12 protein-coding genes are annotated in these 15,590 nt (G+C 70.3%); 5 read left to right on the plus strand and 7 right to left on the minus strand.

Annotation, left to right across the window (positions count from 1 at the left end):
* Positions 1–65 precede the first annotated feature (65 nt).
* Positions 66–1,325: a type VII secretion-associated serine protease mycosin gene (gene mycP, locus UK23_RS33220; RefSeq protein WP_045315674.1), complete on the minus strand. Its 1,260-nt coding sequence runs from the start codon at positions 1,323–1,325 to the stop codon at positions 66–68.
* Between the two features lie 101 nt (positions 1,326–1,426).
* Between mycP and UK23_RS33225 the strand changes: the two genes are divergently transcribed.
* Genes UK23_RS33225 through UK23_RS33235 form a run of 3 tightly spaced genes read left to right on the plus strand, consistent with a single transcriptional unit; the run spans position 1,427 to position 4,844 of the window.
* Complete coding sequence (locus tag UK23_RS33225) at positions 1,427–2,641, plus strand: hypothetical protein (protein ID WP_045315675.1); 1,215 nt, start codon at positions 1,427–1,429, stop codon at positions 2,639–2,641.
* Positions 2,638–3,219, plus strand: a complete 582-nt coding sequence (locus tag UK23_RS33230; RefSeq protein ID WP_045315676.1) for a helix-turn-helix transcriptional regulator — start codon at positions 2,638–2,640, stop codon at positions 3,217–3,219. The genes UK23_RS33225 and UK23_RS33230 overlap by 4 nt, the downstream gene beginning before the upstream one ends.
* Positions 3,219–4,844 (plus strand): right-handed parallel beta-helix repeat-containing protein, encoded by a 1,626-nt coding sequence (locus UK23_RS33235; RefSeq protein ID WP_045315677.1) that lies wholly within the window; start codon positions 3,219–3,221, stop codon positions 4,842–4,844. The genes UK23_RS33230 and UK23_RS33235 overlap by 1 nt, the downstream gene beginning before the upstream one ends.
* A gap of 3 nt (positions 4,845–4,847) precedes the next feature.
* Here the strand turns inward: UK23_RS33235 and UK23_RS33240 are convergent, their stop codons facing one another.
* Genes UK23_RS33240 through UK23_RS50725 form a run of 6 tightly spaced genes read right to left on the minus strand, consistent with a single transcriptional unit; the run spans position 4,848 to position 10,948 of the window.
* Complete coding sequence (locus UK23_RS33240; RefSeq protein ID WP_045315678.1) at positions 4,848–5,339, minus strand: hypothetical protein; 492 nt, start codon at positions 5,337–5,339, stop codon at positions 4,848–4,850.
* Positions 5,332–9,684, minus strand: coding sequence for a hypothetical protein (locus UK23_RS33245; RefSeq protein ID WP_045315679.1), 4,353 nt, complete (start codon positions 9,682–9,684; stop codon positions 5,332–5,334). The genes UK23_RS33240 and UK23_RS33245 overlap by 8 nt, the downstream gene beginning before the upstream one ends.
* 2 nt (positions 9,685–9,686) lie before the next feature.
* A complete protein-coding gene (locus UK23_RS33250) occupies positions 9,687–10,016 on the minus strand; it encodes a hypothetical protein (protein WP_045315680.1) in 330 nt (109 codons plus the stop codon).
* Positions 10,004–10,366 carry a YbaB/EbfC family nucleoid-associated protein gene (locus UK23_RS33255; protein WP_045315693.1) on the minus strand — a complete coding sequence of 121 codons (363 nt, stop codon included), beginning with the start codon at positions 10,364–10,366 and terminating at the stop codon, positions 10,004–10,006. The genes UK23_RS33250 and UK23_RS33255 overlap by 13 nt, the downstream gene beginning before the upstream one ends.
* 41 nt (positions 10,367–10,407) lie before the next feature.
* Positions 10,408–10,710: a hypothetical protein gene (locus UK23_RS33260; RefSeq protein WP_045315681.1), complete on the minus strand. Its 303-nt coding sequence runs from the start codon at positions 10,708–10,710 to the stop codon at positions 10,408–10,410.
* A gap of 25 nt (positions 10,711–10,735) precedes the next feature.
* A complete protein-coding gene (locus UK23_RS50725; protein ID WP_082115168.1) occupies positions 10,736–10,948 on the minus strand; it encodes a WXG100 family type VII secretion target in 213 nt (70 codons plus the stop codon).
* A gap of 297 nt (positions 10,949–11,245) precedes the next feature.
* On the opposite strand from UK23_RS50725, the gene UK23_RS33265 reads away from it, so the two are divergent.
* Positions 11,246–15,202 carry a type VII secretion protein EccC gene (locus UK23_RS33265; protein WP_045315694.1) on the plus strand — a complete coding sequence of 1,319 codons (3,957 nt, stop codon included), beginning with the start codon at positions 11,246–11,248 and terminating at the stop codon, positions 15,200–15,202.
* Positions 15,203–15,210: 8 nt separating this feature from the next.
* Positions 15,211–15,588 (plus strand): hypothetical protein, encoded by a 378-nt coding sequence (locus UK23_RS33270; protein WP_156213561.1) that lies wholly within the window; start codon positions 15,211–15,213, stop codon positions 15,586–15,588.
* Positions 15,589–15,590 lie beyond the last annotated feature (2 nt).

Below are 15,590 nucleotides of genomic sequence, written 5' to 3' on the forward strand. Positions count from 1 at the left end.
GGTGCCGCCGCCATGCCGGCTGCAGAACCTCTACGCGGTAGTACGCGGCCGAGGCGGCTGACGTCTCAGCGTTCGGACGCGGGCGGCGGGAACAGGAAGATCTCCTCGGCCGGTTCGTCGCGGCGCGCCGCCGCGGGCAGCGGCGCGGCGCGGCCCGGCAACCAGCGCCGCCTGCGTCCGTTGCCGAGCACGCGGGCGATCAAGACGACCAGCAGGATCGCGGCGCCCACGAGAGCGGCAAGCCACTGGGCGCGCGTGCGGAGCAGTTCGGAGCGGGCCGCTGCGCGCAAGGCCTCGGCGTCCGGGGCCGGGGTGACGACCGGCGCCATCGCGGCCGGGGAGCGGGTGGTCAGGCCATCGGTCACGGCGCGGTAGGGGTCGACGATGCCCGCGCCGTACTCGTGGGCGTTGCCGGGGCCGGGGGTGGCGGTGGCCATCAGGCGGCGGGCGACGTCGGGTGCCTTGAGGTCCGGCCAGGCCGCGCGCACGAGTGCCGCCGTGCCGGCCACGTACGGGGCGGCGAAGCTGGTGCCGTCGAAGTAAGCGTGGCCGTCGACGCGCGTGGCGGCGAGCACGCCCTTGCCGGGTGCCATCAGGTCGACGTACGGGCCGATCTGGGAGTCGGCGGTCCTGGTTCCGGTGATCTCGACGGCACCGACGCCCAGCACGCCGTCGTACATGGCCGGGTACGACGCGGCCGCGCCCTGCTGCTGGCGGTTGCCCACTGCCGCGACGACAAGCGCGTCCTTGTCCTGAGCGTGCCGGATCGCGTCGTGCACCACCTGGTGGTCGCCGTAGCCGGACAGCGACAGGTTGATCACCTTGGCGCCCGCGTCGGCGGCGTACCAGATGCCCCTGGCGAGCACGACCGGGTCGATCGGGGTCGGCGATCCGCTGTCGTTGACCTCGCGGTCGGTGACGCGGACCGGCAGGATGCGCGCGTCCGGGGCGACACCGTGAAAACCGATGCCCGGCAACGGTGTCGCCGCGATGATCGCCGCGGCAGCCGTGCCGTGTGAGACGCAGTCAAAACTTCCTGGGTAGTCGCCGAGCAGGTGGAAGTCCTCGCCGCGCAACACCTTCCCGGCCGCGCGCAGCTGCGGGTGGTCGGCGTCGACCCCGGAGTCGATCACCGCGACCAGCACGTCCGCGCCGGTGCTGTGCGGCCACGCCCGGCGCTGGTCGAGCGACTTCTGGGCCCACGGCAGCTCGTTCACCACCGGGTGTGCGGGCTCGGGGTTGCGGCAGGCGCCGGACGGCGGTGCGGCGTGTGCCGGCCACGCGACGAAGTTCATGGCGACGCACAGTGCGGCAAGTCGTTTCATACCGCCACGATGGTCGCCGGATACACGCAAAAGGCCTCGGTCGGCCGGTAGCTGCCAGCCGTGTCATCAAATCCTCATCCGCGTCGCGCGATGGTGGGCCCATGCCAGCACACGCCAACTGGTCTACCAGCACCGGCAAGCCGAGCGAAGCCGCGTGGCCGGAACAGGAAAGCGCGGCGAACGCCGCCGCGACGCCGGTTCTGGTGGTCTCCTCCCCCGCGCCGGCGAGCACGGCAAAGCCGAAAGCGCAGGCCTCGCCGCGTCCGGCACCCATGTCGTTCGCCGCACCGCCACCTGCCAACCAGCCGATCGATCCCGGAAAGCCCGATGCCGCACCTGAGAAGCCGAACAAGCGGATCAACCTGACGCAGGTGATCTGCTGGCAGGTGGCCGTGGCGCTGGTGCTCGCGTCGGTGCGCCAGCCGTGGCCGATCCTCGTCACGGCAGCAGTGGTCGCGGTGGTGCTGGCCGCGTCGACGGTGCGGGTCCGCGGCCGGTGGCCCGCGGAGATCGTGGTGTGCTGGGCGACCTATCTGGGCCGGCCGCGCAGGCACGACCTGCCCCAGCACGGCACGTCACAGGCGTTGCTGGAGCTGCTGCTGCCGGGTTCGTCGGTGGTGAGCGTGCCGACCGCGCAGGGACCGGTGATGGCGATCAGCCATCCGCACGGGATGACGGCCGTGGTGCGGGTGGAGCTGGACCGCGGACCGGTGAACCCCGCCGACTTCCTGCCCCCGGACGGACTTTTCAGCGTGCAGGCGGTGCTGCACACCGGCGTCCGGGCCGCGCCACCACCACGCGGCTGGCTCGCCGTGCAGGCACTGCGCAGCGCCGACATGCCCGGCGACGAGGAGCTGACCATCGAGCTGCGCAACGCGGTGCGCCGGGTGCTGCGGTTGCTCAAACGCGCTGCCGTGCCCGCCGAGCCGCTGCCCGTCGACCAGGCGCTGCGCATGTTCACCGCGCTGGCGCACGTCACCAGCGGCCGCACCGAGATCCGCGAGGACTGGGGTTTCTGGCGAACCGGGGTGGTGTCGCAGGCCTGCTTCCGGTTGCGGGACTGGGACAACCGGTTGCTGGTGGGCCTGCTGACCAGGGCCGCCGGAGTCGCCGTCACGGTGACGGTCACCGTCAGCACCAACGATTCCACCGAGGCGGTGCTGCGCCTCGCGGCGTCCACCGAGTCCGCGATCACCGCGGTCCTGCCCGGTCTCACCGAGTTCGCCGCGCGCTGCGGCACGCGGCTCGTCCGTCTCGACGGCACGCACGTCTCCGGCGTCGCCGCGTCACTTCCGATCGGAGGAACCAGCCGATGAACGTCATCAACGCCGGTGTCCAGCGGCTGCTCGCGTCCGCCTCGCACGAGGTGCTCGTCATGGGCGGCGCGCTGAACAACATCCGCCGGGTCGACCACGAGAACCTGCGCCGCGGGGTGCGCTACCGGGTGCTCGTGCCCGACGCCGACCGTCTTCTGCCGCAGCTGGGCGCGTTCGTGCTGGCCGGTGGCGACGTCCGCACGCTGCCCCAGGTGCCGGCGAACGCGGTCGTGGTCGACGGCGCGCACGCCGTGCTGGCCTCCGACCAGACGGTCGCGGTGTTCGCGCTGACAAGTGTCGTGACGACAACCGCGGAACTGTTCGAACGTCTGTGGCGCACCGCGACGCCGTTCACCGACCGTCCACACGCGACCGGACTCACCGCACGGGAACGGGACCTGCTCGTGCTGCTCAACATCGGCTGCACCGACGAGTCGGCGGCTGCCCGGCTCGACGTGTCGGTCCGCACCGTGCGGCGGATGGTGGCCGACCTGATGAACCGGCTGGGCGCGCGCAGCCGGTTCCAGGCGGGAGCGAAGGCCGCCGACCGCGGCTGGCTGCTGGAAGAGGCGAGCTGATGAGGACGTTGCAGGTGGCCCCGGACCGGCCGGGCGCGTACCAGACCGTCGGCGACGCGGTGCGCGACGCTCCCGACGACGGGGTGATCTCCGTCGCCGACGGCACGTACGCGGAGACGTTCTCGTTGGTCGACCGCCGACTCACGATCAAGGCCGACGACGGCGCGACGGTGAAGTTCGACGGCACCGGCGCCGACTGGCCGGTGTTCAGCGTCAGGGGCGGTTCCCTGACGCTGCAAGGACTTTCGGTCACCTCCACGGCTGCCGCCGTCGTCGCCGATCACACCGAGCTGACCGTGCGCGGGTGCACGATCAGCGCCCGTCTCGGCCCCGGTGTCAGCGTGCGCGACTGCACCTCGTTCCTCGTCAGCCGGAGCACGGTTTCCCAGTCGGAACAAGGAATCGCGGTGGAGCGCTCGTCCGGCCGCATCGAGCACACGAAGATCGAGAACGTGGCGGGCGACGGCATCGTCGTCGGCCTCGGCGACCCGGAGATCACCAGTTGCACCATCTCCGGCTGCGGCAGCCGCGGCATCTACACCTACCAGCACGCCCGCCCGGTCATCGACGGCTGCGACGTCTCGCAGACCGGTGGCGACGGCATCGCGGTGGCACACCACAGTCAGCCGTCGATCCGCCGCACCGCGGTGCACGACGTGCAGGGCGTGGGCATCGCGTTCGGCCCCGGCTGCGCGGGCGCGGTGGTGGAGTGCCGGATCGAGAACACCGCGCCGCCCGGTATCCGGGTCGCCGAGGGCGCCAGCCCGACCATCTCCGCCCCGGTGGAGCGCCGTCGTGGCGGCGGTGACGGCGTGGACGACCTGCTGGCGAACCTCGACGGCATGGTGGGTCTGGCCGCGGTCAAGGCCGAGGTCCGCGCGGTGGTGGACGAGATCCAGGTCCACGAGTGGCGCCGCGGTGCCGGGCTGTCCGTCGGCGCGGTCAGCCACCACCTGATCTTCGCGGGCGCCCCCGGCACCGGCAAGACCACCGTCGCACGGACCTACGGCAAGCTGTTGAAGGCGTTGGGAGTGCTGCCGAAGGGGCAGTTCCGCGAGGTGTCGCGGCGTGACCTGGTCGGGCAGTACATCGGGCACACCGCCGAGAAGACGACCGTGGTGTTCGAGGAGTGCCTCGGCGGGGTGCTGTTCATCGACGAGGCCTACACGTTGTCTCGGCTGGCCGGTGCCGGCGGGGACTTCGGCCAGGAGGCCATCGACACGCTGGTGAAGCTGATGGAGGACCACCGCGACTCGGTGGCGGTGATCGTCGCCGGGTACACCGGTGAGATGACCGACTTCCTGGCCGCCAACCCCGGTCTGGCGTCGAGGTTCGCCAAGACGATCGAGTTCGAGGACTACGACGCCGACGACCTGTTGCAGATCATCGACGCGATGGCGGCCGACGGCGACTACCAGCTCACCCCGGACGCTGCTCCCCTGCTGCGCGACCACTTCACGCTGGCCCGGTCCGCGCCGGGGTTCGGCAACGCCCGCGAGGCGCGGCGGTTGTTCGAGGGGATCAGGAAAGCCCAGTCGCAGCGGCTGCGCGGGCTGGGCAGGATGCCGGACACCGAGGAGCTGTGCGCGTTGCTGGTGCCGGACGTGGCGGCGGCGATCGGGTGAGTGTCAACGCTCACGTTCCAGGTGCAGGCCGAGGTTCGCGGACACCACCTCGGCCCGCACCTGCGCGGTGTCGGTAGGCGGTTGCCCCAGGTACTGCAGTTCGACGACCCACCTGTCCGGTCGCGGGTGGAACAGCACGAGCGCCACCCGGCTGCTGTTGTCGTTGTGGCGCGCGACGCCGTGGTCGATTCCGAGTGCCTCGCCGGGTGCACTGGTGCCGGTGAAGGTGGCCGACCACGCCACCCGCAGCGGTCCGCCGATCAGGGGCGGATCGCCCTGGCGGTGGTGGAACCAGGTCCGGAGCTCGTCCGCCTCCTGTTCGGTGATGGGGACCAGGGCGTCGTCGGCGTCGGCCTCGAAGTACCGGGTGATCACCTTGGTCGGGCGCCAGCCGTGGTCGCGGTGGTAGGCCTCGTCGCCCGCCTCGGTGCGGCGCGCGAGGCCGATCGGTGCGACGGGCACGTTGTCCGCGACGATCGCGTAGTACTCAGTCATTGCCGATCTCCCTGACGTCGTCCGGTATGTGGGCCAGCCCGAAGTAACGCCACTCGTAGTCATCCCACGCCTGCCGCTGCTGCGGTGTGAGGCGCGGGTCCTGGCGGTTCTCGTAGGCGTCGTGCGTGACATTCTTGACGAGCCAGGTCTCCGGCGTGTGGAACTGGACCTCGAACACCAGGCCGGAGTGCGGGTCGCGCCACCGGGTGTTGACCCCGAGGTAGGCCCGCTGGTCCTTGTCCCAGAAGTTCAGGATCTTCACCGGCGTGAACCCGGCGCTCACCAGATCGTCCATCATCGCGCGCACGCCGGCGGTGTAGTCGTTGTTGCGCAGGCAGAACGTGTACCTGATCGCGTCGGGAACCTCGCGGATGACCGCTTCGGCGTGTTCCAGGTTGTCGTACTCGATCTTCTCGGCGACCTTCTCCTTCAACCGGTCGGGTCCCTTGAACTCGTGGCGCAGCCCGAGGAGCCGGGCGCCGGGCACCCGTTGCTCCAGCGCCTCCAGGTGTTGCCGGATGCCGCCCTCACGATGGGCGGCGACGCGGAACTTCGTCACGTACACGTCGACGAGGTCGTTGAACTGCTTTGACAGTGTCAGGTTCTTCCACGTCCACACGCCGTCCTCGACCACCGCGTCGGCGACCTGTTCCTCCGGTGGCCGCGGCGGGCTCTCCGGCGCCTCGTTGAGCACCGGTGAGTCCGGATCGATCGGCCACGGCTCGCGTCCGGCGTTGCCCGGCGGGAAGTTCAGCAGCCCTGGGGTGGCGGCGGCCGTCACGTCGAGCATGCCCAGGGCCGTCATCGCGACGAGGCTGATGTTCACCGCCGCCGCGCGCCACGCCGGACCGGTGTTGGTGCGGCGTTCGACGATCGCGCGCGCGTCTTCGGGCAACGCGGCCCGCCGGTGTTCCACGCCGGTCTGCTCGGCGGCGAGGCCGAGGTGCTCGATCAGGGTCCGCATCTCCTGACGCAGCAACGCTCTGCGCCTGATCCGCAGCCGGGAGGTCTCGTCGTGGGTCCGGTCCAGATTCCTCAGCTCGGCCACTCGGCCGCTGTCGTGCGGCGACAACGTCGTGTCGGTGTCCTGAGATGTCGGCGTCAGGTGGTCTTCGGTACGTGGCGACACGCTGGCCAGTTCGGCGATCTCGTGTGCCAGTCCGCGGCCGATGACGTTGTCGGCGGCGCGCGCGGACAGGGTGATCTCGCTGTCCTTGAACTGGGCCACGTCCTGGCCGTGCACCTCGCCGGCCTTCAGGGTCACCTCGAAGGTGGTGCCGTCGTGGCGGGTCACCTCGAACCGGTCGTTGCCCAACGGGCGGATGGCGCGCACGTCGGCGTCGGCGGCGATCTTCAGGATCTGTTCGCGGGCCTTGGCGAGGACGGCGTCCGGGTCGGCGGTGGCGCGGCCCTGGCCGTGGAACTCGCTGCCGGGCACGACGGCAGCCGCGCCGTCCCGGTCGATCCCCCTGTCGATCCCCCTGTCGATGGTGAGGTCGTACTGGCGGACATTCAGCCCGACCGGGGTGTCGGCGGCGTCGAGTCCCGGCTTCACCTCGTAGAACTCCAGTGTCTCCGCCTCACCGTTCTCGGTGGCGTCGAGATGCGCCTCGATGCTCTCGGCCACAGCGCGGAAGTCGGCGAGCGGACGCCGCAACCGCGGCCGGAAGAGCGTGCCGTCCTCCGCGGTCTTGGTCATGAAGATCTCACCCTGCCGGTTGTCGATCTTCAGGTCCCGCAGCACGGTGCGGATGTTCTCCGGGTGTCCCTGCTTGTAACGCTTCCCGTCCCTGCCGCGCCTGGGGATCATCTCCCCGTACACACTCTTCGCCTCGATGATCACCCAGCCGACGATCTCGCCGTCCTTGATCCGCGCGTACATCGCGTCGAACTTGCGAGAGGCACCGTTGACGTCGTAGGTGCGCCAGATCTCCTCACCCGGATGTTTCTGCTCCAGCCAGTGCCTGAACTCGTCCGCGAACTCGTCGCCCATCCGCTCGCCCCAGCCGGCCTGTTTGTCAGCGAGCCAGCGGTTCAACACGTGGACCGGCGCGCTCGCAGCCGACCCGAGGTCGGTCCAGCTGAAGTGGAACCACTTGGAGGGTTTGCCGGGTGTCACGGTGTTGTTCGGGATGAAGTGCGTGCCGTCCGCGTTCTTGTGCAGGAGCGGTGGGTGCAGATCGACGACCCGCCCGTTCTTGTCGGTGACCGTGTACGGACCCACCTTGGGCCTGCGGTGCGCGTCCGACCGGTAGAACTTGTCGAACAGCTTCCTGCCTTGCGGCGTCTTCTTGTTCAGCGCCTCGACGAATGCCTCTTCAGCGCGCTGCTCGAAGTCGGCGTCCTCGCGGCTCGCGTCGACAGTCACGTCGGTGGCGGGTTGTGCGTGCTGGCCGTTGTCGCTCGTGTGGACGGGCGCGGGTGCCTGCTCCGGTGTGGCGGGCGGCGTGGGTTCGGCCTGTGCCTGGCTCCCGGCCTGGACAGCGGCCGATCCGTGCCGCAGCACCTGGCTCATCGGGGTCAGCGGCGCGGCCTCGGTGTCCGAAGTGGACTGCTCCTGCTCGGCCTCGGCCTGTTCGGTGGGTTCGGCGGTGGCCTCCGGCTCGGCGACCTGCTCTTCGACGACGGCCGGTTCGCTGGTCGCGTCCTCGTGTGCTTCGGTCTCGGCCGTCCTGCGCGACGGCGCGGACGTGTGCGCCGGGGCCGGACCGGTGGTGCTGGTGGTGAGCACGACCGGAGCCACGGTCGTGGCAGCGGCATCGTCTTGCCGGACATCGGAATCGGCTTCGGCGGACGTGTCCGAGTGAGCGGTCGTGCCGCTTTCCGCCGTCGTGACGTTGCCGGATTCCTGTTGTGGGGCAACGGCTCCGTTCTGCCCGGGCTCGCCCTGCCGAGCGTCGTCGTGCCGTGACTCGGTCTGGCCCTGCCCGTCGTCGGCCTGTGCCGAGTCATCGAACGCGTCCGGCGCTGCCGGGTCCAGGGCACCGTCGGCGGGTGAGGGAGCGGATCGGGTGGGGGCGGGGTTGTGCCCGTCCGGCGCGGGCCCGGTCGCGGCTCTGCCCGGCTGCCCGCCGTCCGGTGTTGTGCCGGTGCCACCGCCGTGCGAGGTCGTCCCGGTCGGCCCGCCACCTGAGGTCGTCCCACCAGGCCCGCCACCCGAGGTCGTGCCGGTGCCTCCGCCATCCGATGTCGTGCCCGTGGTGCCGACGTCGACGTTGGCGGACGAGCTGCCCGCCGGAGGTGCCGTGGTGGTAGTGGCGTTGCCGGAAGCCGTTCCGTTGCCGGAGTATCCGGTGGCGTCGGCGGAAGGCTTGGCTGCCACCGGGTCGCCGGGTGGCGGGCCGGTGCCATCGGGTGCGGCGGCGACGACCGAGGTGAGCTCCGGGGAGCCGGCAGGGCTGAACAGCTTGGTGCCCAGGGCTTGTCCGGCATCGACCGCGCCGACGCGGGAGAGGGCCATGGTGCCCGCGGCGAGGCCCTGGTCGGCGATGGCGTCGACGTAGGCGCCGGGGTTGAACAGTGCGGCGAAGTCGCCCTGCTGCACGCTGTTCACGATGTGGCCCGCGGCCGGCGAGGTGATCGCGTTGGTGACGAAGGCGGTGGCGGCCTTGTTGTTCAGGTGTTTGGTGATCGGCGTGACGGCCTTGGAGAGCCCGCCGCCCACGGCGCCGGTCAGCGCGGCGTTGCCCGCTTTGGCGAAGTCGACGCCATCACGCTGGCCCCTGAGGGTGCCGAGGAGGTCGGCGCCGATCGAGATGCCGCCTTCCTCGATGCTCTCGGTGAGCATCTCGGCGCCCAGCTTCACGGCGAGTTTGGTCAGCGGGCGGGCGGCCAGGGAGGCGCCGAGTGAGGCGGCACGGCCGGAGATCATGTTGATCACCGTGCGGGCCAGTGTCTTGGCGAGCTGTCGTTTGAAGAACTGCAAGGCAAGGCCCAGAAACGGGTTGGCGGCCCAGAACGCGAGCAGCGCCACGTTGAGCGCGACCTCGATGATGATCGCGTTCTTCGCGTCGGCGAGCTGCTGGCCGTAGTCCCCTGCGTCCTTGGCCAGCAGCTTCATCGCCTCTTCCAGCCCGACGATGCCGCCCTTCCCGCCCGTGCCGCTGCCACCGTCGAGGAAGATGCCGATCTCGGATTCGAAACGGAAGCCGTTGTTGTCCGGCCAGGCGGTGTAGGCGGCGGCCGCGCCGGTGCTCATCTCGCTGCGGAACGCCACCAGCTCGTTCGCGGCGGCGACCCAGGCGTCGCGCAGCGCGAACGCGTCGTCCTCGAGGTCGGGTGGCCAGCCTGCCCCCTCCTCCTTGGCCATCTGCCAGATGTCGTCCTGCGGCTCGGGAATCGCCATGATCAGGCCTTCGGCATCCCGGCCTTGGCCTTGCGGTCAGCTTCCAGGTAGATGCCGATGGAGTCGCGGCCTGCCGTGACGAACTGCTCCACGTTGACGCCGAGCCCGTCGAGGCTCGCGACGAGAGCGTTGGCGTTGTCGTTGTACTTGGCGATGAACGACGCGCCCATCTCGCCTTTGCCGAGGCGCTTCTCCAGGTCGAAGATCTTCGTCCGGCTGGCCTCCCACTTCTGCTGGGCGGCCGTGCCCGCGGTCGAGAGGCTGGCGACCGCCGTTTCCAGCTGGTCGGTGTACATGTCGACGGCGCCGCCGTCGAGGTTCACCTCGGCCATGCGGGCTCCTGTCCATCGGCGACCCGGTCGAGCTGGTGCAGCACCGGGTCGAAGTCCACGTCGGTGCCGTCCGCGGGCAAGAGCCTGCCCAGCCGCGAAACGGTTTTTCGTTGCGCCGCACGGGTTGCCTCGCCCGCGACGCGAACGATCTCGGCGGCGAGACCGGTCGCGTCGGGGTTGCGGTAGACGCGGGGATCGAGCTCGACCGCGACCAGTTCGCCGCGCGGGCCGACCGTCACGCTGACGAGACCGTCGTCGGACTCCGCTGTCGCCTCGACCCCCGCCATCTCCCGCTGGATCCGCCGGATGTCGTCAGCCAGCTCGGCGTAGGCAGCGTGCTCACGGGACATGCCGTCCACAATGGACCACCCTTCGGATCCGCCGTGCCGGGTCAGGCCGGGCTGGTCGTGTTGCTGACGCGCGCGGTCGCGGACGAGAGCGCCTGCTGCATGCACTGGTTGGAGTTCTCGATGCCACCCCTCAGCGCGTCGAGCATGGTCTGGCGCGCGGTGGAGACCTGGGTGAACAGCTGGTCGAAGTCGCCGAACGCCATGTGCGCGCCGTCCTGCCAGTCCACCTCGGTCGCGAGCACCGCGGACTTCCAGTGGTCCATCTGCACGCCGATCTGCTCGAGCGTGTTCATGATCTGGCGTGCGGTGTCATCGAGCACGCCGAAGTTCGCCTTGATCAGCACGTTGGTGAGTCCTCTCCGGGAACGGTCAGGCGTCGCGCAGCACGCTGCTGAGGCCGGTGCGCGCGCATTCGTCACCGGCGGCGTACTCCGCCGCCGCGAAGGTGGTGTTGTTGCTCAGGTCCTCGAGCGCGAAGCAGAGCCTGCTCATGCCGTCGTTCCAGACCGCGTGCGCCTGCTGGAAGACCGGCCGGGCCGTGCCCTCCCACTGACCGGTGAGCGCGTCGATCAGCGGCGCCAGGCTCTGCCGGAGCCCTGTCTCTTATACACATCTATGTGTATAAGAGACAGGTGCTGGCCACGTCGGTCGCCTTGGCCGCGGTCTGGTCGAGGGTTTCGGTGACGCCGTAGACCTGATCCGTGATCGCCATGGTTCCCCCTTTCCTCCACTGTGCACTGCCCGCCGGACGACGAGCACGACACGAAAGCTAGCCACCCGATCACGTGCCGTCTCCCGCTCGGCACGTTCCTGCCACTTGCCACCGGAGATCGGCAACGAGCCCGAGTATCGGTGCCACACAAGGAGAGGAGCACCAACGTGGCGACCGTGGTGGTGAAGCGACCGCTCCGCAGGCCCGCGCCGGAGATGCCGGCGGGTGAGGTGCTGCTGGAGGCGCCGCCGGAGATCCCGCCGCCACCGGCGAGGCAGTGGGCGCAGATGCTGATGGTGCTGCCGATGGTCGCGATGATGGGCGCGATGATGGTGATGTTCTCCGGCAGTGTCGGCGGAGCTCTCCGCATGGTCGTGATGGTGCTGTTCGGTGTCGCGATGCTCGGCATGATCGTGGCGTCGATGTTCCGCGGTGGCGGCAGCGGCAAGCACGAGATGGGTCAGGCCCGCCGCCAGTACCTGCGCGGCCTGGCGCAGCACCGGCTGCGGCTGGTGCGCACCGTTGGCAGGCAACGGGAAGCTCTCGGCTACCTGCATCCCGAGCCCGACCGGCTGTGGTCGGTCGCCGCCGGTTCCCGGTTGTGGGAACGCAGGCGCGCGGACCCGGACTTCGGCGTCGCACGGGTCGGCCTCGGCCCGCAGAGCCCGGCGACCACGCTCATCCCGCCGGAGACGAAACCGCTGGAGCAGCTGGAACCGTTGTCCGCGCTGGCTTTGCGCCGGTTCATCAGCACCTACAACGCGATCCCCGGACTGCCGCTCGCGCTCGCCGTGACCGGGTTCAGCCGCATTCACGTGCGCGGCGACCGTGATCGGTCCGCCGCGCTGGTGCGTTCCGTGCTCGCACAGCTGGTGACGCTGCACGCCCCGGACGACCTGCTGGTCGCCGTGTGCGCCGGACCGGACCGCCGGGCGGAGTGGGAATGGGTCAAGTGGCTCCCGCACGCGCTGCACCCGACCAAGACCGACGCGCTCGGCCCGCTGCGCCTGGTCGCGCCGACGGTCACCGCGATCGAGGCCATGCTGGACGACCTGCTCACCCAGCGGGCGCGCTTCGACCCGGACGGGACGGAAAGCGCCGCAACGCATCTGGTCGTGGTGCTCGACGGCGGCACGGTCGCCGGGTCCGACCACCTGATGACCGGTGGTGGCGTGGAGGGCGTGACGATCATCGACCTCACCACGGTCCCGCCGAGGGTGCTCGACCGCGCCACGCTGGCGCTGGACGTCGGGCCCGACGGCGCGCTGCACGCGGCCACCGCGGACGGTGAGGCCGAGCTGGGAACGGCCGACGCGCTCGCTCCCGCGGTCGCCGAGGGGCTCGCCCGGCAGCTGGCACCGTTGCGGCTCACCAGGGGCGCGCAGGGCGAGCAGCCGCTCAACGCCGAGCTGGGCCTCGCCGAGCTGCTCGACCTCGGCGACCCGTACTCGTTCGACCCGGACGAGACCTGGGTGGCGCGCCCGAACCGGGACCGGCTGCGGATCATGTTCGGCATCCAGCCGGACGGCAGCCCGATCGAGGTCGACCTCAAGGAGTCCGCGCAGGACGGCATGGGCCCGCACGGCCTGTTGATCGGCGCGACCGGCTCCGGCAAGAGCGAGCTGCTGCGGACGCTGGTGCTGGCACTGGCGGTGACGCACCCGCCGAGCTCGCTCAACTTCGCGCTGATCGACTTCAAGGGCGGCGCGACGTTCAACCGGCTGGACAAGCTGCCGCACACCAGCGCGGTGATCACCAACCTGGAGGACGAGCTGCCGCTGGTCGACCGGATGACCGACGCGATCAACGGTGAGGTGATCCGGCGGCAGGAACTGCTCCGCGCGGCGGGCAACTTCTCCTCGTTGCGCGACTACGAGAAGGCACGGGCCGCGGGCGCGCCGCTGCCCGAGGTGCCGACGCTGCTGGTGATCTGCGACGAGTTCAGCCAGCTGCTGGTGGCGAAGCCGGAGTTCATCGAGATCTTCGTCCAGATCGGACGGATCGGCCGTTCGATCGGGGTGCACCTGCTGCTGGCGAGCCAGCGGCTGGAGGAGGGCAGACTGCGCGGACTGGACACGCAGCTGTCGTACCGGATCGGGCTGCGCACGTTCTCCGCGATGGAGAGCCGCACGGTGCTCGGTGTCGGTGACGCCTATGAACTGCCGCGCGCGCCGGGACACGGTTATCTCAAGTTCGGCACGGAACCGTTGCAGCGCTTCAGGTCCGCCTACGTGTCGGGCGTGCATCGGCGGGCCGACAACCTGATGATGCGCGTCGACGGCGACGAGGCTGCCGACGTGGCCGAGTACTCGACGACCTACCTGCCTCTCGCCGCAGCCGATCCAGACGCCATCAAGCTGCCGGACGAGGACGAGGCCGTCGGGGAAAGCCTGCTGGACATCCTGGTCGACCGCTTCGAGGGCAAGGGAACGCCCGCGCACCAGGTGTGGTTGCCGCCGCTGGACGCCCCGCCCACCCTCGACGGCCTGCTCGGGCCGCTCACCACCGACCCGGCGCGCGGGTTCGGGGTGGCGGCGGAACACCTGCGCGGCCGGTTGGTCGCGCTGGCGGGCATCATCGACCGCCCGCTCGAACAACGCCGCGACCCGCTCACGTTCGACCTGTCCTCGGGCGGTGGCCACGTCGCGATCATGGGCGCGCCACGATCTGGCAAGAGCACGGCGGTGCGCACGGTGGTCACCAGCCTGGCGCTCACCCACACCCCGCGCGAGGTCCAGTTCTACTGCCTGGACTTCGGCGGCGGCACACTGTCCGCGCTGCGCGGCCTGCCGCACGTCGGCATCGTGACCGGGCGGCAGAACACCGGTGCCGTGCGCCGCACGCTCGCGGAGCTCACCGGAATGCTCACCGCGCGGGAACGACGTTTCGCCGAGCACGACATCGACAGCATCGACACCTACCGCACAGCACGAGCGCGCGGCCTGTACGCCGACGACCCGTTCGGCGACGTGTTCCTGGTGATCGACGGCTGGCAGACGCTGCGCAAGGACTTCGAGGACCTCGAGGACGCGGTCACCAACCTCGCCGTGCGGGGACTCGCATACGGCGTGCACCTGATCGTCACCGGCGGACGCTGGTTCGACCTGCGCCCCGCGTTGCGCGACGTGCTGGGCAGCAGGCTGGAACTGCGGCTCGGCGACCCGATGGACAGCACGGTCGACCGGATGACCGCGCTGACCGTGCCCGACAGCCCCGGCCGTGGAATCACCACCACCAAACACCACCTGCTCGCCGCGGTGCCTCGGATCGACGGTGTTGAGTCCGATGTGGACCTCACCGAGGCCTGCCACGCTCTGGTGACCGCGGTGGCTCAGGGGTGGCCAGGCGACAACGCGCCGGGCGTGCGGTTGCTGCCACCGACGTTGCCCTACACAGACCTGCCCGCCCGCGACGAGCCCGGCTTCCGGCTCGCGGTCGGCATCGCCGAACACGACCTGGCGCCGGTGCGGCTCGACTTCGGCACCGACGCGCACCTGCTGCTCCTCGGCGACACCGAGTCCGGCAAGACGAACTTCCTGCGAGTGCTGGCAAAACGCATCACGTCCAGTTGTTCCCCGCGAGAGGCGCGGATCATCCTGGTCGACCACCGGCGCGGCCTGCTCGGCGACGTCACGTCGGAGCACCTCATCGGGTACGGCACCGACCCGGCGACCACGAAGAGGCTGCTAGCCGACGTGGCCACCGAGATGACCGCACGGCTGCCCGGTCCCGACGTGACCGCCGACCAGCTGCGCAAGCGGAACTGGTGGCAGGGACCGGAGTTGTTCGTGCTCGTCGACGACTACGACATGGTCGCCAACCCGTTGAACAACCCGTTCCAGCCACTGCTCGAACACCTTTCACAGGGCCGCGACATCGGCCTGCACGTCGTGCTGGCCCGCCGCACCGGTGGCGCGGGCAGGGCGATGTTCGAGCCGTTCATCTCCCGGCTGCGTGACGTCGGCTCGCCTGGGCTTCTGTTGTCCGGCAACAAGGACGAGGGTCCGCTGCTCGGCGGCCTCAAGGCCGAGCCGCTGCCGCCCGGCCGGGGGCGGTTGATCGGGCGACGCGGTACGCCCCAGCTCGTGCAGCTCGCGCTGCTGCCCTCCACCGAATCCGATTAGGAGCATCAATGGGCTTCATAGGCGTCGAAACAGAGGACATCAAGACATTCGCAACCTGGCTCCCCACTCCGACATCCGCCAAGATCACCACGAACGCGGGGGCGTCAGCCTGCCAGGGGCAGATGAGCGGCTGCCGGATCTTCCAGGAACGGGACCGGGCCGGGTACGACGAGATGGCGAGGTTCCTCACCGACGTGGCACAGGGAGTGCTCGCCTACAAGGAGATCGCACTTGCCTGCATTGACGACTACCTGGATGGCGACCAGAAGAGCGCGGAGGGTGTCGCGGAGCGCGTGAACCTGGCAGCCGACCCGAAGCTCGACGACATGGACGACGACTACGAGGCCGCACCGTGGGTGCCACCCGCACCTCGCGAAGACGACTAGGG

It is taken from the genome of Lentzea aerocolonigenes, assembly GCF_000955955.1.
GTDB classification, from domain to species: domain Bacteria; phylum Actinomycetota; class Actinomycetes; order Mycobacteriales; family Pseudonocardiaceae; genus Lentzea; species Lentzea aerocolonigenes_A.

Excerpts from the sequence above, each read along its gene's own strand:
- mycP (WP_045315674.1), bottom strand. The coding sequence starts at position 1,325 with ATGAAACGACTTGCCGCACTGTGCGTCGCCATGAACTTCGTCGCGTGG.
- UK23_RS33225 (WP_045315675.1), top strand. The coding sequence starts at position 1,427 with ATGCCAGCACACGCCAACTGGTCTACCAGCACCGGCAAGCCGAGCGAA.
- UK23_RS33230 (WP_045315676.1), top strand. The coding sequence starts at position 2,638 with ATGAACGTCATCAACGCCGGTGTCCAGCGGCTGCTCGCGTCCGCCTCG.
- UK23_RS33235 (WP_045315677.1), top strand. The coding sequence starts at position 3,219 with ATGAGGACGTTGCAGGTGGCCCCGGACCGGCCGGGCGCGTACCAGACC.
- UK23_RS33240 (WP_045315678.1), bottom strand. The coding sequence starts at position 5,339 with ATGACTGAGTACTACGCGATCGTCGCGGACAACGTGCCCGTCGCACCG.
- UK23_RS33245 (WP_045315679.1), bottom strand. The coding sequence starts at position 9,684 with ATGGCGATTCCCGAGCCGCAGGACGACATCTGGCAGATGGCCAAGGAG.
- UK23_RS33250 (WP_045315680.1), bottom strand. The coding sequence starts at position 10,016 with ATGGCCGAGGTGAACCTCGACGGCGGCGCCGTCGACATGTACACCGAC.
- UK23_RS33255 (WP_045315693.1), bottom strand. The coding sequence starts at position 10,366 with ATGTCCCGTGAGCACGCTGCCTACGCCGAGCTGGCTGACGACATCCGG.
- UK23_RS33270 (WP_156213561.1), top strand. The coding sequence starts at position 15,211 with ATGGGCTTCATAGGCGTCGAAACAGAGGACATCAAGACATTCGCAACC.